16 protein-coding genes are annotated in these 18962 nt (G+C 56.4%); 12 read left to right on the top strand and 4 right to left on the bottom strand.

Annotation, left to right across the window (positions count from 1 at the left end; genetic code table 11):
• The 4 genes from C8R21_RS04920 to C8R21_RS04905 all read left to right on the top strand — a co-directional run bounded on the left by C8R21_RS04920 (position 1) and on the right by C8R21_RS04905 (position 6468).
• Positions 1–2004 carry an AMP-dependent synthetase/ligase gene (locus tag C8R21_RS04920; protein ID WP_107761707.1) on the top strand — a complete coding sequence of 668 codons (2004 nt, stop codon included), beginning with the start codon at positions 1–3 and terminating at the stop codon, positions 2002–2004.
• A gap of 98 nt (positions 2005–2102) precedes the next feature.
• Positions 2103–2522, top strand: a complete 420-nt coding sequence (locus tag C8R21_RS04915) for an acyl-CoA thioesterase (protein ID WP_107761706.1) — start codon at positions 2103–2105, stop codon at positions 2520–2522.
• Positions 2523–2549: 27 nt separating this feature from the next.
• Positions 2550–5102: a 3-hydroxyacyl-CoA dehydrogenase/enoyl-CoA hydratase family protein gene (locus C8R21_RS04910; protein WP_107761705.1), complete on the top strand. Its 2553-nt coding sequence runs from the start codon at positions 2550–2552 to the stop codon at positions 5100–5102.
• 163 nt (positions 5103–5265) lie between these two features.
• Complete coding sequence (locus C8R21_RS04905; RefSeq protein ID WP_107761704.1) at positions 5266–6468, top strand: acetyl-CoA C-acyltransferase; 1203 nt, start codon at positions 5266–5268, stop codon at positions 6466–6468.
• Between the two features lie 93 nt (positions 6469–6561).
• Here the strand turns inward: C8R21_RS04905 and C8R21_RS04900 are convergent, their stop codons facing one another.
• Together C8R21_RS04900 and C8R21_RS04895 are read right to left on the bottom strand one after the other, a co-directional pair.
• The gene (locus C8R21_RS04900; protein ID WP_074975297.1) at positions 6562–6750 is read right to left on the bottom strand and encodes a DUF3460 family protein; all 189 of its coding nucleotides are present in this window, start codon (positions 6748–6750) and stop codon (positions 6562–6564) included.
• Between the two features lie 222 nt (positions 6751–6972).
• Positions 6973–7761, bottom strand: coding sequence for a polyamine aminopropyltransferase (locus C8R21_RS04895; protein ID WP_107761703.1), 789 nt, complete (start codon positions 7759–7761; stop codon positions 6973–6975).
• A 162-nt stretch (positions 7762–7923) separates the two neighbouring features.
• On the opposite strand from C8R21_RS04895, the gene C8R21_RS04890 reads away from it, so the two are divergent.
• The 3 genes from C8R21_RS04890 to C8R21_RS04880 all read left to right on the top strand — a co-directional run bounded on the left by C8R21_RS04890 (position 7924) and on the right by C8R21_RS04880 (position 11555).
• Complete coding sequence (locus C8R21_RS04890; RefSeq protein WP_107761702.1) at positions 7924–8307, top strand: hypothetical protein; 384 nt, start codon at positions 7924–7926, stop codon at positions 8305–8307.
• Between the two features lie 309 nt (positions 8308–8616).
• A complete protein-coding gene (locus C8R21_RS04885) occupies positions 8617–10089 on the top strand; it encodes an SEL1-like repeat protein (protein WP_258192263.1) in 1473 nt (490 codons plus the stop codon).
• Positions 10090–10313: 224 nt separating this feature from the next.
• Positions 10314–11555 carry a DUF445 domain-containing protein gene (locus tag C8R21_RS04880; protein ID WP_146162442.1) on the top strand — a complete coding sequence of 414 codons (1242 nt, stop codon included), beginning with the start codon at positions 10314–10316 and terminating at the stop codon, positions 11553–11555.
• Positions 11556–11685: 130 nt separating this feature from the next.
• Here the strand turns inward: C8R21_RS04880 and C8R21_RS04875 are convergent, their stop codons facing one another.
• On the bottom strand, positions 11686–13218 hold the full coding sequence (locus C8R21_RS04875; RefSeq protein WP_107761699.1) for a YifB family Mg chelatase-like AAA ATPase: 1533 nt from the start codon (positions 13216–13218) through the stop codon (positions 11686–11688).
• Positions 13219–13326: 108 nt separating this feature from the next.
• Positions 13327–13629, bottom strand: coding sequence for an accessory factor UbiK family protein (locus C8R21_RS04870; RefSeq protein ID WP_074975292.1), 303 nt, complete (start codon positions 13627–13629; stop codon positions 13327–13329).
• Between the two features lie 96 nt (positions 13630–13725).
• Here C8R21_RS04870 and C8R21_RS04865 point away from each other — a divergent pair, with 96 nt between their 5' ends.
• From C8R21_RS04865 to C8R21_RS04845, 5 genes are all read left to right on the top strand, one after another.
• Entirely contained in the window at positions 13726–14754 is a 1029-nt protein-coding gene (locus C8R21_RS04865) for an aminoglycoside phosphotransferase family protein (RefSeq protein WP_107761698.1), read from the top strand.
• A gap of 25 nt (positions 14755–14779) precedes the next feature.
• Positions 14780–15487, top strand: coding sequence for an N-acetylmuramate alpha-1-phosphate uridylyltransferase MurU (murU, locus tag C8R21_RS04860; protein WP_107761697.1), 708 nt, complete (start codon positions 14780–14782; stop codon positions 15485–15487).
• A 131-nt stretch (positions 15488–15618) separates the two neighbouring features.
• Positions 15619–16941 (top strand): Xaa-Pro aminopeptidase, encoded by a 1323-nt coding sequence (gene pepP, locus C8R21_RS04855; RefSeq protein WP_107761696.1) that lies wholly within the window; start codon positions 15619–15621, stop codon positions 16939–16941.
• Positions 16941–17285 (top strand): hypothetical protein, encoded by a 345-nt coding sequence (locus tag C8R21_RS04850; RefSeq protein WP_107761695.1) that lies wholly within the window; start codon positions 16941–16943, stop codon positions 17283–17285. Before pepP ends, C8R21_RS04850 begins: the two co-directional genes overlap by 1 nt.
• Positions 17286–17356: 71 nt before the next feature.
• On the top strand, positions 17357–18664 hold the full coding sequence (locus C8R21_RS04845; RefSeq protein WP_107761694.1) for an FAD-dependent monooxygenase: 1308 nt from the start codon (positions 17357–17359) through the stop codon (positions 18662–18664).
• The last annotated feature ends 298 nt before the right edge of the window (positions 18665–18962 follow it).

The raw sequence follows: 18962 nt of genomic DNA, 5'->3' as shown, positions 1-18962 counted from the left end.
ATGAACAATGCCTCCGCCAGCCGGCAGCAGGTTCGAGCGGCGTTATCTCCGGCAGCAACGCCAAGCGAAGCGGAAATCCCTACAACATCTGGAAGGCAGAACATGGCGGGCCTCATTTCGGTGGAAATCGCGGGAACTCTCGATGGATTGTTCCGAGAGCGGGTACGCCGCACGCCCGAAGCGATAGCCTATCGGGATTATGACCGCTCGAGCGGCAAATGGCGTGACCTTACCTGGTCGCGAATGGATGAGCGCATTGCACACTGGGTGATTGCGCTATCGAAGGAAAAGCTCAGACCGGGTGACCGCGTTGGGATAATGTTAAGAAACTGCCCGGAATGGGTAATGTTCGAACAGGCTGCGCTGAGGCTCGGGCTGGTGGTAGTGCCGCTCTATCCCACTGATCGCCCGGATAATGCGGCCTATATCCTTCAGGATGCAGGCGTCAAGATACTTCTGCTGGAAGAACTGGGGCAGTGGCTCGCTTTCTCCGAAGGGCGGGATCAGATCGCTGGGCTTGTGCGCGTCATTATTATCCAGGGCAGTGTCAGGCAGGGTCATAGAGCAGGGAACGAGCTCGTACTTGCACTGCATGACTGGCTGCCAGAGTGGTTCCCCGGCGAGAGGCCGGCCGAGTCGCCGCAAGCATTCCCAAGCGTGGAACCCGTCTATCAGCTTCCCGCGGAGCCGGACCATCAAGCTTCGGAAGAAGTCGCGCTAAGCCGTGTCCTCGCTCGTGACCCGCATCAGTTGGCTACCATCATTTATACATCGGGCACATCCGGGCCCCCCAAGGGGGTGATGCTCAGTCATCATAATATACTGACCAATGCGTATAGCTGCCTGCAGGTCGTGCCGATCCAAGAAAGCGATGTGCTGCTCTCCTTTTTGCCGTTGTCCCACACGTTTGAGCGAACTGCCGGTTATTATGTGCCGATGATGCGGGGTTCGACAGTGGCGTATGCGCGCTCGATTCCCCAGTTGCAGGAGGACCTGCTGATCATCCGGCCGACCATCCTCGTTTCGGTGCCCCGAATCTATGAGCGCGTATATGCCGGCATTCGCGCCAGGCTGGCGGAGGGCTCCCTGCTGAGCCGCAGGCTGTTCGACCTTGCAGTCGAGATCGGGTACAACCGGTTCGAGTATCAGCAGGGGCGCGCCGAGAAGCATTTTTCCCATGCGTTGTGGCCATTGCTGGAAATACTGGTGGCAAAGAAGGTGATGAGCAAACTGGGAGGGCGGCTGCGCGCAGCGATGAGTGGCGGTGCTGCATTGTCAAGCGATGTTTCCCGCATATTTATCGGCCTGGGCCTGCCCATCCTCCAGGGCTACGGCATGACGGAAAGCAGCCCGGTCGTTTGCTGCAATACGATTGAGGACAATGCTCCGGCAAGTGTCGGACGGCCTATTCCAGGGGTGGAGGTGAAGCTCGGCGAGCAGAATGCCCTGCTTATTCGCGGACCCAACGTCATGCTCGGTTACTGGAACGATGAGGAGGCCACGCGAGCGGTAATGACTCCGGACGGCTGGCTCAATTCGGGCGATATCGCGGAAATCGACGGGTCCGGGCATATCACCATTACCGGTCGGGTGAAGGAAATCATTGTCATGTCCACCGGAGAAAAAATCCCGCCTGCCAACATGGAAGCAGCGATTCTGCGCGATCCGTTATTTGAACAGGTCATAGTGGTTGGCGAGGGACGTCCTCATTTAGCGGTGCTGGCAGTTCTCAATTCCGGAAATTGGGAAAGCATGGCAGACGAATACCATCTCGATCGGAACTGGCGCCGTCTGGCGGGCGATCCGAAGTTCGAAGAAATCCTGCTGGAACGAATCGCTTATCAGATCAAAGGATTTCCGGGTTATGCCAGGATATATCGCGTTGCCGTGGTGACCGAGCCGTGGACAGTCGAGAACCAGATGTTGACCCCGACGTTGAAACTGCGGCGCGTTTATGTGCAGAACCACTACAAAAGCGAGGTGGACAGGCTCTACATGAAGTAATGAGCAGATCATTGCCTGTCATGTCGAAATTCGCGGTAGAGTGAGTAGTTGAATCTGCTTCCCTCCAGCGTATACCTTATCCTGTGAAATCATGAAAAATGACAGACAGTGACGCTGAATCTCAGGTATCGCTGCCTGAGGATTCCGACCCGGTGTTGCGGTTGGTGCCGATGCCTACGGATACGAATTATGCGGGAGACGTATTCGGGGGCTGGATCATGGCGCAAGTGGATATTGCCGGCAGCCTTCCCGCCATCCGCCGGGCTCGCGGTCGCGTCGTAACCGTGGCCGTGAATTCCTTCGTATTCAAGCAACCGGTATTCGTCGGCGATGTCGTAAGCTTCTATGCCAATATCGTCCGGATTGGGCGGACTTCCATTACAGTGGATGTGGTCGTGTATGCGCAGCGCGGATTACGGCAGGGCGACAAGGAAATATGCTATCGGGTGACGGAAGCAGTGCTAACCTATGTTGCGGTCGATGAGCATCGCAAGCCGCGCGTGGTTCCTCCCGGGTGATGTGGACATATCGTATTGGAGGCAAAAGTGAATAATTCTGGATTCACCGTGCGCAAGGCAGCGGTTCTCGGCGCAGGAGTCATGGGAGCGCAGATTGCGGCACATCTGATCAATGCGAATGTCGAAACCCTTTTGTTCGAGCTTTCCGCCGGAGAGGATCCCAATGCGAATGTAGTCAAGGCCATCGAAAATCTTAAAAAGCAGGACCCCCAACCTCTGTCGAGCACAGCCAGAGCAACATTCATACAGCCTGCGAACTACGACCAGAACCTTGAGCTGCTCGGGGAGTGCGATCTCGTAATCGAAGCAATTGCGGAGCGCATGGATCTGAAAACGGGGCTGTACGCAAAAATAGCGCCGTATCTGGGGGAACGCACAGTTTTTGCCAGCAACACATCGGGACTGTCCATCAATCAACTGGCGCAGGTGTTCCCGGAAACCCTGCGCCACCGTTTCTGCGGTATCCATTTTTTCAATCCGCCGCGCTACATGCACCTGGTGGAATTGATACCCTGTACAACCAGTGATAGCGCCATGCTCGACGACCTGGAAGCCTTCCTGGTTACTTACCTGGGCAAGGGTGTCGTCCGCGCGAAAGATACGCCCAATTTTATTGCCAACCGGATTGGTGTATTTTCCATGCTCGCCACCATGCATCACGCAAGCGAGTTCAGACTTGGATTCGACGTGGTGGATGCTTTGACCGGTTCCCTCATTGGGCGCCCGAAAAGCGCGACTTTCCGTACGGCCGATCTGGTAGGACTGGATATTCTTGCCCATGTGATCAATACCATGCGCGAAATGCTGCCAGACGACCCCTGGCACGAATACTATGCAGTGCCACCCTGGTTGCAAGCCCTGATAGATAAAGGCGCGCTAGGTCAGAAGGCAAAGCGCGGTGTATATCAGAAAACAGGCAAGGACATTCACGTACTGGATATTGCGCGAAACGAATATGTGCTCTCGGCGGGCAAGGCGGAGGATGACATAGCGGAACTGCTCAAAGACAAAAGTCCTGCCGGCAAACTGGGTGCACTGCGCGCGAGTCCTCATCCACAAGCCCAGTTCCTGTGGGCGGTGTTCCGCGACCTGTTTCATTACTGCGCGGTGCATCTCGAGGAAATAGCGGACAATGCCCGTGACCTCGATTTTGCCATGCGCTGGGGCTTCGGCTGGACGCAGGGACCGTTTGAAACCTGGCAGGCCGCCGGATGGGGCGAGATCAGCGGATGGATCAGCGAAGATATCGCCGCTGGAAAAAGTATGAGCAATGCTTCATTGCCGGAGTGGGTGCACAAATTGGGGCAAAGTCCGGCGCAGGCAGTCAACGCGGACATACAGGGAGTACACAGGAAGCCAGGCTCTTATGCGCCTTCCAGCAAGAGCTTTCGGCCACGCTCCTCGCTACCGGTATACCGGCGGCAACTGTTCCCCGACCGGCTGCTGAGCGAAGAGCCGCAGTATGGCCAGACCGTATTTGAAACCCAGGCGGTGCGGATGTGGTGCATGCCGGAAAAGCCTGAAGCAGGTGGCCGCACGGAAAAGGGCGATGACGGCATTGCCATACTCAGCTTCAAGAGCAAGATGCACACCATCGGCAGTGACGTGCTGGATGGAATTCAGCAGGCCCTAGACGAAGCTGAGCGTAACTGGCGCGCCCTGATAATCTGGCAGACCGAGCCTCCCTTTTCTGTCGGCGCCAACCTGAAGAAGGCAACCGAGCGCTTTAAGAATGAAGAACCTCCTTCAGCCCTCAACGTACTGGCGAAGAAATTCAAGAAAACGGCACAATCCGCCGTACTCAAAGCCGCCCGCAAGCTCAATCTTGCGGATGCCTTGATGGCGGGAAAGCTGGCGGAAGTGGAAGCCATGATTGCGCAATTCCAGCAGACTTCACAGGCGTTGCGCTATTCGACGATTCCCACGGTAGCGGCAGTGGATGGACTTGCGCTGGGAGGCGGTTGCGAATTCGTCATGCATTGTGATCGTGCGGTCGCTACCTTGGAGAGTTATATCGGACTGGTGGAAGCGGGCGTGGGATTGCTGCCAGCGGGAGGAGGCTGCAAGGAGCTGGCGTTGCGCGCAGCGCAGGAGGCGACAGACGGTGATCCTTTTCCCGTACTGAAAAATTACTTTCAAAGCGTGGCAACGGCGCAAGTGTCGAAAAGTGCGGAGGAAGCCAAAGAGCTGGGGTATCTGCGACGTGCTGACGAAATCGTGATGAACCGGTTTGAACTGCTTTATATTGCCAAGGCGCTAGCGATGGCAATGGCGGACGCGGGCTATCGCCCTCCGCTGAGAGCGCGCCGTATCCCCGTTGCCGGCGCCACCGGCATCGCGAACATCAAAGGCATGCTGGTCAACATGCACGAAGGCAACTTTATCTCGGATCATGACTTTCTGATCGGCACAAGGATTGCCTCTGTGATGTGCGGCGGAGAACTCACGCCTGGAAGCCTGGTCGATGAGGAATGGTTCCTGGAACTCGAACGGGATGCGTTTATCGAGCTGCTGGCAACCGAAAAGACCCAGGCACGCATCGAGCATACCTTGAAAACGGGAAAACCTCTCAGGAATTGAGAAAAGCTCGGCAATTTAACGACTTACCGCTGATCAGGAAGAACAAACGCAGATAAGAACGAAAAAGGCAACGAAACCAGTTTTCAATGAGTGCGACAGGGAAACCGAAGACGGTCAAAGCCATCACCGTTTTTATTGTGAATCAGCGTAAAGGAAATTCATCATGACAACGAAGCAAACCGGGGAAGCTTACATCGTATCTGCCGTCCGCACACCGGTAGGGAAGGCGCCGCGCGGAATGTTCAAGACCGTGCGACCCGACGACATGCTCGCCCACGTATTGAAGGCTGCCGTCAATCAGTGTGAAGGTCTCGATCCTGCTGCCATCGATGATGTGATAGCAGGTTGCGCCATGCCGGAGGCGGAGCAGGGATTGAACGTCGCACGCATCTCGCTTCTGCTGGCGGGGTTGCCGAACAGCGTGCCTGGCATGACAGTGAACCGTTTCTGCGCATCGGGATTGCAGACCGTGGCGCTTGCCGCCGACCGTATCCGGCTGGGAGAGGCCGATGTGATCATAGCGGCCGGCACCGAGAGCATGAGCATGGTACCGATGTCAGGCAACAAGCCGGCTTTGGACCCGGCCATATTCCTGCGCGATGAAAACGTGGCGATCGCCTATGGCATGGGTATTACCGGGGAAAAAGTCGCGCAGCGGTGGCAGGTCAGCCGTGAGGCTCAGGACGAGTTTGCGACGACGAGCCACACAAGGGCGCTGAAAGCAATCGAGACGGGGGAATTCGAGCAGGAAATTGCGCCCTATACTGTAGTGGAAAAGCGACCCGATCTTGCTTCCCATGAAATACGCGATGTGGCAGTAGTTCGGGATACCGATGAAGGACCGCGTCCGGGCACGAACCCGGAAGTTCTTTCCAGGCTCAAGCCGGTTTTTGCAGCCCATGGTACGGTGACAGCGGGCAACAGTTCGCAGATGTCCGACGGCGCAGGTGCGGTGGTGCTGGCAAGCGAAGACGCTTTGAAGCGGTTCAACCTGACGCCGATGGGACGCTTTCTCGGCTATTCCGTAGCGGGCGTGCCGCCGGAAATCATGGGCATTGGTCCGGTGAAGGCAATACCGAGGGTGCTAAAGCAGGTGGGCCTGAAACAGGACGATCTCGACTGGATCGAGCTGAACGAGGCTTTTGCCGCGCAAAGCCTTGCAGTCATCAATGATCTCGGATTGGACCGGAAGAAGGTTAACCCTCTCGGCGGAGCCATTGCGCTCGGCCATCCGTTGGGGGCGACCGGCGCTATTCGCGTTGCGACGCTGCTGCATGGCTTGCGCCGACACCATCAGAAGTATGGCATGGTGACCATGTGCGTGGGCACCGGAATGGGTGCAGCAGGGGTGTTTGAAGCCATGTAAGGTGTTTCAGCCGCTTTCGGTCACTCCGCCGCACTGGAGAATTCCCGGACTGGGTGTAGTGCCCGGAAAAGCTTAGGCTCCCAGGCGGTATGTCTATTTTCCGAAATAGACGTAAGCCTTTTGCTGCACCGCGGATTCCTTGAAACGCCGGCGCTCTTCCGGGTCCAGCTTTTTGTCCCACCAGATTGCGCGCGCTTCCCTCTGGTCCTCTGGCAATTTCGGATTTTTCTCGAACAGTTCACGCATGAACCGGGTGTGATCGGATTCGTAAAATTTCGCCATGATCCTTCCTTACTTTTTCCTTCCATTCTCCATTTACAGCCGCTTGAAAACTTTACCACAAATCCCCCCGCTTCGCATCAGGGAAGACCTGTGTGAGACGGATAAAACGCAATGATAAATGGTAGAGGGATTGATATTACGGCTACGCCTGCCTTTCGGCAATATCCGGGGCGCTCGTCCTTTCACCACGCCTCTATTGGAATGAGGAAATGCCACCCAGGTTTAAAAAGGTCTGCGAGGGGGAAGTTTTTGGGCGAACTTTGAGAATGGCAGGGCAAATTCTTTCTCCAGCACCTTTGCCGTTGCTTGCAGTTCTTCCCAGACGGCTTTTGCCGGCGCATGCTTGAAGGCAAACACGATCAGATTGCCATAAGGCTCCGCCAGTATGGTGGCAATGCGCCCCGCGAAGCTGTTTTCAAGACGCGCGAGATATTCGTGAACTCTTCCGTCCCGGCTGAGCAGATTGACAACCAGCACGCCATTTCTCGTCAATGCTTCACTTGCCTGATCATAAAAAGCCTGGGTGCATAGAGAAGCCACTTGCCTGCCATCGTCGAAACCATCGACCATCAGAATATCTGTGCTGCCTGGATGGGCAGCAATATACTCACTGCCTTCCGCGATCAGCACCGCCAGGCGCTCGTCGTCAGCCGGTACATGGAATTGGCTGCGCGCAACCGAAACCACCTGGGGGTTGATTTCGATCACGGTCGTGTTGACCGTTGGCAGTTGCCAGTAAACAAATTTAGTCAGCGAGCCTCCTCCCAGACCGATCATGAGAACATTTTTGGGTCGTGGGCGAAACAGCAGGAAACACATCATGCACTGGGTATAGGCGAGCTGCAACTCATTCGGGGCAGCGATGCGCATTGCGCTCTGTACCATGCTGCTTCCCAGGTGAAGCGAGCGGATACCGTACTCTTCGCTCAGGTGAACGAGATCGGAGTCTGCGAGAGGCGGATTTCGGCTGACGTTTGCCTGCCGTTCGCGGCGTTTCAGAAATCGTTTCATGAAAAGAGTCTTTCCTTATCCCGTTGCTGTTGCCCCTGTTCCTGCCGTTGCCATTGCCGCGGACAAGCTTTACAAGCCGTTCTTTTTGGCCTAGGTTTAGATTGAGCGGATACCGGCACGATGTAATCCGGTCCGCGTTCGTGTCGAAGGGGAGGCAGAGTTTTGCAGGCAGGCATCAAATTGATCACGGTTCTGGTCTTCTCTTTGTGCGGGGGCCTGCTCGCAGCATGCGCAGGGATCGGCTGGGAGGATTCCTCGTTTACTCACGGAGGAAAGGTCAGCGGAAATCTCCCTGCACTTGCCCGCTGCACTGTCGACAAGCTTCAATCCGATAGTCGATGGATGATCCGCAGCCTGCAATATCAGGTTTTCAGCTACCCGGATATTGCGGCAATGGAAATCTATGCCTATCCTGAAGGTGCACTCGCAGGCACCTATGCGCGCAACTCGCCTTCCAATCCCGATGCAGTGATCAGATACGGCCTGCCTCCGGCAGCAATGCTGACAAAGAAGTGGATCGCGATTATTCTTTCGTTCTTACCTTGAAACGAACGGATAATGCTACGGCATTTGCCACCGTCAGTGGAAGGAAATATGAAAGCCGGATTGCGTGGGACGCGCTGGAAGACTGCTCGGCTCCCGAATAACTCCTGCTGAAAAAGCTGGGGAATGGCTGTATAAAACGTAAAAAACATAAAGCCGGCTTTCTTGATTTTTTCCTCGAAACGCGCATAAGAAAAAAACAACCTCGCGAATAAAAAATTGCGGATGCCGCAACACCTGTAACACCTGTAACTTCAGGGGCGCGCCGGGTAGAATGCGCGGGCAATATAGAATCGGGAATTGAAGGTGAAAATGATGCGCCTATCCAAACCAGTGGCAACACCCAGGTTCGCAACAGTCGGCCCGGTGTTGATGTTGTTCGCCTCTCTGGCTATCGCAGGGGACTTCGAGGATGGAATGAAGTTCGTTCTCAGCAAGGATTACGCCAGAGCAGTGCAATCTTTCCGGAAAGCGGCCAATGAAGGCAACCCCGACGCGCAGTTCAATCTGGGCGTGCTGTATTCACGGGGTCACGGCGTGCCGCAGGATCATGAACAAGCCGCCAAGTGGTACCGCAAGGCGGCGGAGCAGGGGGACGCACCGGCACAATCCATGCTGGGGTACATGTATCTGAAAGGCCAAGGCGTCCCGCAGGATTATCAACAGGCAATGTTCTGGTATTTCCGGGCAGCCGACAGCGGATATGCGGTGGCGCAATACAATCTCGGAGTGATGTATGCGAAAGGCCAGGGCGTGGAAAAGGATTATCGGCACGCCCTCTCATGGTACCTGAAAGCCGCGGAGCAGGGACATGCACCTGCACAGGCAATCATGGGATTCATGTATCTCAAGGGGCAGGGGGTCGAGCAGGATGACCATCAGGCCGTATCCTGGTATCGCAAGGCAGCCGAGCAAGGGTACGCAGAGGCGCAATATGCCCTTGGCGTGCTCTATGCCAAGGGCCGTGGAGTAGCGCAGAGCAATCAGGAATCCGCCTCCTGGTACCGCAAAGCTGCTGAGCAGGGGAATGCGGATGCACAGTTCAATCTCGGCATGATGTTCGCTGCGGGAGAAGGAGTCGGGCAGGATTATCGGCAGGCGGCATCCTTGTATCGCCAGGCGGCCAATCAAGGATATGCGCGTGCCCAGTTCAAGCTGGGGGTGGCAAATGCCAAAGGGTGGGGCGTGCGTGAGGACGCTTACGAGGCGGCGGCATGGTATCGTAAGGCGGCCGAGCAGGGCTATGCTCCTGCGCAGTTCAATCTCGGCGTGATGTATGCGACGGGTAAAGGCGTCATCCAGGATGATCGCCAGGCGGTGTCATGGTATCGCAAGGCGGCCGAGCAAGGAGATCCGGATGCGCAATATAACCTGGGGGTAAGGTATGACACGGCGCGAGGCATCGAAAAGGATACACAACAGGCAGTAGCCTGGTATCGCAAGGCGGCCGATCAAGGATATGCGCGGGCGCAATACAGCCTGGGCGTGAAGTATGACAGCGGGCAGGGAGTGCCGCACGATTACGCACAGGCGTTGGCCTGGTACCTGAAGGCAGCGGAGCAAGGGCATGCGGGTGCCCAGACCAATCTCGGGGTGCTGTATTACAATGGCAATGGCGTGAAACAGGACTATGTGGAAGCCGACAAGTGGTTCAGTATCGCCAGCGCCGGCGGCTACGAGGATGCCAAAGAGAATCGCGAACTGATGGAAAAGCTGATGACACCCATGCAAATCGGGGATGCGCGACGCGAGGCGGATGAATGGGCAAGAGCAAACCAAAAGTAATTCTGTTACCGTTACCATTGCCCCTTTCCGCTTCCATCAGGCGGATCCCCGTGGGACGAACTGTTCTCTGTTCGTATTGAACAATCAACGCCTTGACCGTTGCAATCGGTAAAGTGTACTTTGGATTCAGGTTGATTCAGAAAGCGCTTTGAAAATACGACTTTTATAATCTCCAGCCATTCGATCGGGTGCATCCCTTGGAATCGCGAGCCGGGAATCAGGAAATGCGGCCTGTAGAGCCAGCCGTGGCCAGCAACCGGACGCGGCGCCTGGCGACCGCGCTGCTGATCGTGATGCTTGCGGTTCTCGTTCTGGCCAATGTATTTCTTTCAGTTCATCCGTCGGTTGGGTACGTTCGCGCTTTTGCCGAAGCTGCAGTAGTGGGCGCGCTGGCGGACTGGTTTGCCATAACAGCGTTATTTCGTCAGCCCCTCGGCCTGCCGATTCCCCACACTGCAATTATTCCACGTAACAAGAATCGAATCGGTGAATCGCTGGGACGCTTCGTGGAGAGCAACTTTGCTTCTCCCGAAGTGGTTGCTGCCAAACTCGCGCGTGTGGATTTGTCCGGAAAACTGGCTACGTGGCTGTCCCAGCAGGGGCGGACCGACCTGTTTTCGGATTATGTGACGCGCCTGATTCCGGAATTGCTGGATTCAGTGGACGAACGCTACGTGCAGCGTTTCGTTTCGGTCGGCATGCTGGAAAAAGCGGCCCGCGTCGATCTTGGCCCTTTGCTCGGCGAGGCGGTGGTGATGCTCACTGCGGAAAAGCGGCACCAGCGACTGCTGGACAAGCTGTTGCGTGAGGCTGATGAATATGTAACTGCGAACGAATCACGTATTCGCCAGCGCGTGCGCGAAAATACAGCCTGGTTCTGGCAGCGGCTTTCGATGGATGAAAAGGTGGGGGAAAGCGTGGTGGCGGCGCTGCGGGAGGTTGTGGCGGAGATTGCGCGAGATCCTGAACATCCCCTGCGTTTGCGACTGGATGCTGCCATCGGCAAGCTTGCCTCTGACCTGGCTACTTCGCCCGAGTATCGCGAGCAGATTGCCGCCCAAGCTCGCAAACTGCTGGAGCATCCGGCCTTGCGGGACTATGCAGACGGAGTCTGGCGCGACATCCGCAACGGGATGCGCGAGGACATCGACAGCGAGGAATCGGTAATCAGGGCGTGGGTGCGGAGTGTCATGGAGTCCGGCACCAATACGGTAATTCAGGACCCTGACCTGCGAGAGCGGCTCAATAACTGGATACGGGATGTGCTGGTGGAGGCGGTGCAGTCTCATCAGCGTGATGTGGGGCGACTGATTGCTGACACCGTGGGTGAGTGGGATACGGAGACAGTCACTCGTCGCATCGAGCGACAGGTGGGCGAAGACCTTCAGTACATTCGCATCAATGGCACGCTGATAGGCGGCCTGATAGGCCTGACGATCTACACCCTCGCCCACGCGTTCGCTTAACCTTCAGCCTCCAAACAAGCTTCCTCAGAAAACTTCCTCAGCAAACCTCCCCGGCCATATTGCCATCCTGGTCTGTCATGGGCGTGCAGAACAAAGTGCAACGAGCAGGCATAGGGCAGTCATGGAAATTCTAGCTTCGATCCATCTTCCGGTACTGCACCGCTTCCGCAATGTGGGCGCTGCTGATCCCCGAGCTTGCGGCCAGGTCTGCAATCGTGCGCGCGACTTTCAGGATGCGGTGATAAGCCCGGGCGGAAAGATTCAGGCGGCTGATAGCCTGCCTGAGCAGATTTTCCCCGGCTTTGTCCGGAATACAGTATTTGTCGATATCCTTTACTGCCAGATGGGCATTCGCCTTCCCCTGACGCTCCAGTTGCCTTTGATAAGCGGTTTCGACGCGCTGACGGATGGTTTCGCTGGATTCTCCCTGCGCCTGCCGCATCAGGTCCTCTTCGGGTGGAGGGGGCACTTCGATCTGTATATCGATCCGGTCCAGCAGGGGGCCGGAGATCTTTCCACGGTAGCGCGCCACCTGGTCAGGCGTGCAGCGGCATTTTCCGCTGAAATGTCCGAGGTAGCCGCAAAGACAGGGATTCATGGCTGCGACCAGCTGGAAGCGTGCAGGAAATTCGGCCTGCCGTGCCGCCCGTGAAATCGTGATGCGTCCCGATTCCAGCGGTTCGCGCAATACTTCCAATACCTTGCGATCGAACTCGGGCAATTCATCCAGAAACAATACCCCGTTCACAGCCAGCGAAATTTCCCCAGGGCGGGGATTGCTGCCGCCTCCGACAAGAGCAACGGCCGAAGCGGTGTGATGCGGGGAACGATAGGGACGCCGCTTCCAGTTGGCAACGCTGAAACCGCCGCTTCCGAGGGATTGCATGGCTGCCGATTCGAGAGCTTCCTCTTCGGTCATGGCGGGCAGGATGCCGGGAAGGCGTGCTGCCAGCATCGACTTGCCTGTGCCGGGAGGACCGATCATCAGGAGACTATGACTGCCTGCCGCCGCAATTTCAAGCGCACGCTTGGCCTGTGCCTGCCCTTTGACCTCTTCCATGCCGGGATAGCGAAGCGCGCTTTCCGCACTCTCGCTCGCGCGTGCCCCCTTTTCGGAATAAAGCGAATGAAGCGAATAAAGCTGCAGAGGTTCACGCCCGGCAAGATGGGCGCAAATCTGGAGCAGGGAAGTTGCGGGGTAAACCGCGGTTTCCTTGACCAGCGCCGCCTCCGCCGCATTTTGTTCAGGCAGTACGAAGCTGCGGCCCGAGCGGGTGGCGCCATAAGTCATGGCAAGCGCGCCGCGGATGGCGCGCAGTTCTCCGGTCAGCGCCAGTTCTCCCGCCCATTCATAAAGACCGAGCTTGTCCGATGGAATCTGGCCGGTTGCGGCCAATATGCCCAATGCAATCGGCAGATCGAAGCGGCCGCTTTCCTTGGGCAGGTCAGCCGGGGCAAGATTGACTGTGATGCGCCGGGGCGGAAACTCGAAGCGTGTATTCTGCAGCGCGGCCCGCACGCGGTCCTTGCTTTCCTTTACCTCCGCTTCCGGCAGGCCAACGATGGTAAAGCCCGGCAGTCCGTTGGCAATGTGAACTTCCACTGTTACCAGTGGTGCCTCCATGCCAGCGATAGCGCGGCTATAGAGAACAGCGAGCGGCATGCAAAAAAATTCTCAACCCGAATGAATCGTCTGATACAGATAATAAACGGCAGAGTTGAGCATTTCTTGCGTGTTAAAAAACTGATAAGCCAAAATCTGGATGTCGTCTTACTCCGTCTCCGACAGATCGTCCAGCGTCTCCGGGGGGACATCCAGAGTGTTGGGCAGGGGGCCGCTCTTCGCAGCGCTTTCCAATGCTGCCACCCGTGTTTCCAGCGCGATCAGCTTTTCACGCGTGCGCTTGAGCACCTCCTGTTGTACTTCGAATTCCTCGCGCGTTACCAGGTCCAGGCGAGTGAACACTGCCCCGAGCATGACGCGAAGGTTCTTCTCGACATCCCTCACCGGGCTTTGCGCCACCAATTCATTGACTTTGGTTACAATTTCGTCCAGTACCTTCTGGTTAACCATAATTCCTCCTGTTTCTGCTTCGCCACCGGGCCGGTGAGAAGCGATACTTGATGTTAAAATCTCACACTTCGATCAAATAGGCAATCAGCAGATTATATGGAACGCTACCGTCTTCTGGAAAACTGGCTCGTTGCACAGTTTCCTGACAGGCAGTTTACCTTGTCGCCTGCTTCGGCGGATGCAAGTTTTCGACGCTATTTCCGCATCAAGTTCGACGACGGCAGAACCCTGATTGTGATGGACGCGCCACCGCAGCAGGAAGATTGCAGTTCCTTTTTGCAGGTGGCCAGCCTGTTTTCGGCAGCAGGTGTCCATGTGCCGGAGATTCTGGCGCAGAATTTACCACGGGGTTTTTTGTTGCTGTCCGATCTCGGGAACACGACCTTTCTGCAGGCGTTGAATTCAAACAGCATCGACAGCGTGGCCAGGGATGCTGACGCAAGCCGTTTATACAGCGACGCCACGAATGCGCTCCTCAAGATCCAGCCTGTGAGCCGGCCGGGCTTGTTGCCGGATTACGACGAAGCGTTGCTGCTGAGGGAACTGAATCTTTTTCCAGACTGGTATCTCGCGTATCATTTGCAGGTGACGCTTGTCACCAGCCAGAAGGCGCAGCTCGATGCCATTTTCCGGCTTATCCTGGAAAATAACCTGGCGCAACCCAGAGTTTTTGTTCACCGTGACTACCACTCGCGCAACCTGATGGTAACGTCGCCCAGCCCGGGAATTCTCGATTTTCAGGATGCCGTGTATGGCCCCATTACTTACGATCTTGTATCCCTGTTCAAGGATGCATACATCCGCTGGGACGAAGAACGCATACTGGACTGGCTGATCCGCTATTGGGAGCAGGCGCGCAAGCTCCAGTTGCCGGTTGCAGCAAGCTTTGCGGATTTTTACCGCGATTTCGAGTGGATGGGCGTGCAGCGCCACCTCAAGGTGCTGGGAATATTTTCCCGCCTGAATTATCGTGATGGCAAGAGCGGTTATCTCAAGGACATACCGCTGGTGGCGGATTACCTGCGCAAGGCGTGCGAACGCTACCGCGAGCTCAATCCCTTGCTAACGCTGCTTGACCAGTGGGAGATCAACAAGCCGGAACTGAAAGTTGGCTACACTTTCTGAGAAGGCCGGGACCGGGTTCGCGGCCATGATCCTTGCGGCTGGACGCGGAGAACGCATGCGTCCCCTGACCGATACTTTGCCCAAACCCTTGCTGCGCGTGGGAGGCAGGGCGCTGATCGAATATCACCTGCAAAATCTCGCACAAGCCGGCTTTCGCGATATTGTCATCAACCACGCGCATCTTGGACAGATGATCGAAGCCGCGCTGGGCAATGGCGAGCGCTTCGGGGTCCGCATTCATTACTCGCCTGAACCCGCCGCGCTGGAAACTGCGGGGGGAATTGCGCAAGCCCTGCCTGTTCTAAGAGCGGGTGCTGGCAAAGGGCAGCGTCAACCCTTTCTTGCAGTGAATGCCGATATCTATTGCAGCATGGACTTCTCAACTCTGCTGCCGGTCTTGCACCGCATGCGGGATCATCCGGATAGTGCGCTTGCGCACCTGGTGCTGGTTGACAATCCTGCACATCACATGGATGGCGATTTTGCTCTCGAATCCGGCAGGGTTACAGCAACCGGAAAAGAGATGTTTACGTTCAGCGGCATTGGCATATATCAGCCCGAGCTTTTTCAGGATGTTGTTCCCGGTACCGTTGCCAGGCTCGCTCCGTTGCTGAAGGAGGCCATGGCGAGAGAAAGAGTGAGCGGCCAGCGCTACTCCGGATCATGGGTGGATGTGGGTACCCCGGAACGTCTTCGCCTGCTCGACATCGACCTGATACGGCCAGTGTCCTGAACTGTCTCCAGCCACCTCCTGCTACCTTCCGGCACTCCGGAATCAGGGGGAATCAGGCGGAATCGGGGTCGGAGGGGAAAGAATGAGCCAATTTGCTTTATACATTCAGATACTGTAAAAATCATTGCTAAATGACCCCTGTTAAATCCTTCGCCGATCGTCGCCACTCCCTGGCATGGCAAATGCAGGAAGGTGTTGCCATCATCCCCACTGCCGCTGAGCGCGTGCGGAACCGGGATGCGCATTATCCTTACCGCTTCGACAGTTATTTCTATTATCTGACGGGTTTTGGCGAACCGGAGGCGGTGCTGGTGATCGTAGCGGGACCGGTGGACGGCGTATCGAAACACATCCTGTTTTGCCGCGAGAAAAACGCCGAGCGAGAGATATGGGATGGGTATCGTTATGGCCCCGAAGCGGCCCGGGAAGCGTTCGGGTTCGACGAGGCTTATCCCATCTCTACGCTGGATGAACGGCTGCCCAAGCTGATTGCGGGACAACCGGCAATCTATTACTCGCTGGGTCACGACGCAGCCTGGGACAAGCGTGTAGTGGGATGGATCAATGAAGTGCGGCAACAGGTGCGCAACGGCCTTACCCCTCCTGAGGACATTCGCGATATTCGCCGGCTGCTGGATGAGATGCGTTTGTTCAAAAGCCCTGAAGAGCTGCAAGTCATGGAGCAGGCGGCACGGATTTCGGCGGATGCGCATCGGCAAGCCATGCGGAAAACTCGGGCGGGCATGAGGGAATATGAGGTGGAGGCGGAGCTGTTGCGTGAATTCCGTCGACATGGAGCTCAGGCGCCGGCTTACACGCCGATTGTTGCCGGGGGAGCGAACGCATGCGTGCTTCATTATGTCGAAAACAAGGACAGGCTGAATGAGGGCGAATTACTGCTGATCGATGCAGGCTGCGAACTGGACGGCTATGCGGCCGATATCACCCGTACCTTTCCAGTCAACGGAAAATTCAGCGCGGCACAAAAGGATTTGTACGAACTGGTGTTATATGCGCAGGCGGCGGCGATAGCCGAGGTAAGGCCTGGTAATTCCTGGGATGCACCGCACAATGCAGCCATTGCCGTACTCTCGCAGGGCTTCATTGAATATGGCCTGTGCCGCGGCAGCTTGGAGGAGGTAGTGGAAAAGGAAGGCTACAAGCGTTTCTATATGCACCGCACCGGTCATTGGCTGGGATTGGACGTGCATGACGCCGGTGAATACAAGCAGAATGGAAGATGGCGCGCTTTACTTCCGGGAATGACCCTGACAGTGGAGCCAGGGTGTTACATCCGCCCTGCGGATGATGTACCTGCCCATTTTCATAATATCGGCATCCGTATCGAAGACGATGTGACCGTAACGGAGGAGGGATGTGAGGTATTGACATCAGCTGCTCCAAAGATGGTGGATGAGATTGAAGAACTGATGCGACGGAGGAAATCTAAATAATGGATGAAAACCCCCGAATAGTTATCAGACGCATAACCCGCGACGGACGCACTGGGGCGCCGGAAGAGTCCGTCTTCAAAGCGGGTGGAGGCGGTGGCCGTTTGCTCACCTATCTGTTTCTGGTTCCCGCGTTTATCGTCATGGCGGTTCTTGGCATTTTCTTTTTTACCGCTTTTCTTGCATTATTTGCAGTCGCCGCTGGTGGTCTCGCATTGCGGATATGGTGGTTGCGACGCAAGTTGCAGAAATCCGGGCAGGCTGCGGAAGGAGATTATGTTGTCATCGAAGATGCGGAAATTGTCGAAGAACGAGTCGACAAGACAAAAGGCCGCCAGGGGCCGTAGTGCTTGGCAGCAGCAGTAGCAGTAGTAACTAGGGGCAATAACAGAAATCCGCTTCACCAGTCAGCTTTTCCATGGTCGACGCTCAATATCAATATGACTACGATCTGATCATCATCGGCGGCGGTCCGGTGGGCATGGCATTGGCTCTCGCGCTGCGGAACAGCGGGTTGTCGATGCTGTTGCTGGAGGCGCGCGGACTGCCGGAAAAAGCGGAAGACCCGCGGCCTCTGGCATTATCCCAGGGCAGCCGGCTTGTCCTGCAGCGCCTGGGTGTCTGGAAGACCCTATCCGACGTTACTCCTATCTTCACCATCCATGTTTCCCACCAGGGCGGGCTCGGCCGGACCGTCATGATGGCCCGCGAAATAGGCGTGCCCGCCCTGGGATATGTAGTGAATTACGATGACGTGTTCCGTGCGATGCATATGGCTCTTCAAAAGTGCGAGATGGATTGCCTGACAGGAGCCCGGGTAGTCCATATGGAAACAGGCGACGGGTTTGGGCGGGTGGAATTTGAGCATGGGGAGATAACAAAAAAGGCAACAGCCAGGCTGCTGGTGGTGGCAGACGGGGGCCGTCTCACTGCCCAGATCGAAGGCATCACGCAGCAGGTGCATGACTACGAGCAATGGGCGATTGTTGCGCGTGTAAAGACCGAGCATTTTGAGGAGCATTTGGCGGAGCAGGCTTCCGGAATGCAATTATCAGGTACGAAACAAACATTTGCCCGAATTCGAACGAGACCGGGAATGCAGTCTTCGCAAGTAAGGGCTGCGGAGAGCGTTCCCCGAGGTCGTCAACCGGGTGTGGCTTATGAACGCTTCACCCCGGAAGGTCCCGTTGCACTACTGCCTGCGGGTGATGGCTTTGCGCTGGTATGGACTGTTTCTCCCGACAAGGTGCAGGAAATTCTTGGCCTGGATGACACCGCCTTTCTTGAGCGGTTGCACGGCCATTTCGGCGATCGCCTCGGCAAATTCATTGAAGCCGGCAAGCGGTCCGGTTTCCCCCTTGCACTCAAGTATGCGACTCCTGTCACCGCCTCTCGTACCGTGTTGATTGGCAATGCCGCCCAGACGCTGCATCCGGTTGCCGGGCAGGGCTTCAACCTGGGGCTGCGCGACGCCTGGGAGCTGGCTGAGGAAATCATCGCGTTTCCCGCTGAAACCGGTACACCTGCCATGCTTGGCCGCTACAGCAGCAAGCGCCGCTTGGACAGCAGCATGGGGCGTACCTTCACGGACTCACTGGTGAAACTCTTTTCCAACGACAATCCCTTCTTAGGCACCGTGCGCGGCATGGGGTTAAGCGCGCTCGACTGCCTGCCGCAACTCAAAAAGCTCGTTGCGCGGCGCATGATGTTCGGCGCGAGAGGTTGATCCTGAGGATGAAGTTGAGATCGCGCAAGCCCGCTCCACTGTCTCCCCCCATTCGTGAATCGCAAAAACGGATAAGGGCCAGAGCGGTTTGAAACAAGATAACGCGCCGGAAAAGGCTTCGCATGCATGGCGAAATCTGCTTTCCAGCAATGGATTTGCCTCGCCATAAATCGTCTGGTACTCTCTCGTTGCCGCGGCGGCTCTTCTCCGGAGGCCTTATCGAAAGGGCAGGGCCGCTACTCTAATCTGCAATAGCTGTTAGAATTACGTCCATTCTCATCCCTTGCTCGTCACCGCA

This window comes from Nitrosospira multiformis (genome assembly GCF_003050865.1).
In the GTDB taxonomy this organism is placed as follows: Bacteria; Pseudomonadota; Gammaproteobacteria; order Burkholderiales; family Nitrosomonadaceae; genus Nitrosospira; species Nitrosospira multiformis_E.
This window is presented reverse-complemented; position numbering and strand designations above follow the sequence as displayed.

Bases quoted from the DNA above. Each gene is read 5' to 3' on its own strand.
- murU (WP_107761697.1), top strand. From the start codon at position 14,780: ATGATCCTTGCGGCTGGACGCGGAGAACGCATGCGTCCCCTGACCGAT.
- C8R21_RS04920 (WP_107761707.1), top strand. From the start codon at position 1: ATGAACAATGCCTCCGCCAGCCGGCAGCAGGTTCGAGCGGCGTTATCT.
- C8R21_RS04870 (WP_074975292.1), bottom strand. From the start codon at position 13,629: ATGGTTAACCAGAAGGTACTGGACGAAATTGTAACCAAAGTCAATGAA.
- pepP (WP_107761696.1), top strand. From the start codon at position 15,619: ATGACCCCTGTTAAATCCTTCGCCGATCGTCGCCACTCCCTGGCATGG.
- C8R21_RS04875 (WP_107761699.1), bottom strand. From the start codon at position 13,218: ATGCCGCTCGCTGTTCTCTATAGCCGCGCTATCGCTGGCATGGAGGCA.
- C8R21_RS04895 (WP_107761703.1), bottom strand. From the start codon at position 7,761: ATGAAACGATTTCTGAAACGCCGCGAACGGCAGGCAAACGTCAGCCGA.
- C8R21_RS04915 (WP_107761706.1), top strand. From the start codon at position 2,103: ATGACAGACAGTGACGCTGAATCTCAGGTATCGCTGCCTGAGGATTCC.
- C8R21_RS04845 (WP_107761694.1), top strand. From the start codon at position 17,357: ATGGTCGACGCTCAATATCAATATGACTACGATCTGATCATCATCGGC.
- C8R21_RS04905 (WP_107761704.1), top strand. From the start codon at position 5,266: ATGACAACGAAGCAAACCGGGGAAGCTTACATCGTATCTGCCGTCCGC.
- C8R21_RS04850 (WP_107761695.1), top strand. From the start codon at position 16,941: ATGGATGAAAACCCCCGAATAGTTATCAGACGCATAACCCGCGACGGA.
- C8R21_RS04885 (WP_258192263.1), top strand. From the start codon at position 8,617: ATGATGCGCCTATCCAAACCAGTGGCAACACCCAGGTTCGCAACAGTC.
- C8R21_RS04865 (WP_107761698.1), top strand. From the start codon at position 13,726: ATGGAACGCTACCGTCTTCTGGAAAACTGGCTCGTTGCACAGTTTCCT.
- C8R21_RS04900 (WP_074975297.1), bottom strand. From the start codon at position 6,750: ATGGCGAAATTTTACGAATCCGATCACACCCGGTTCATGCGTGAACTG.
- C8R21_RS04880 (WP_146162442.1), top strand. From the start codon at position 10,314: ATGCGGCCTGTAGAGCCAGCCGTGGCCAGCAACCGGACGCGGCGCCTG.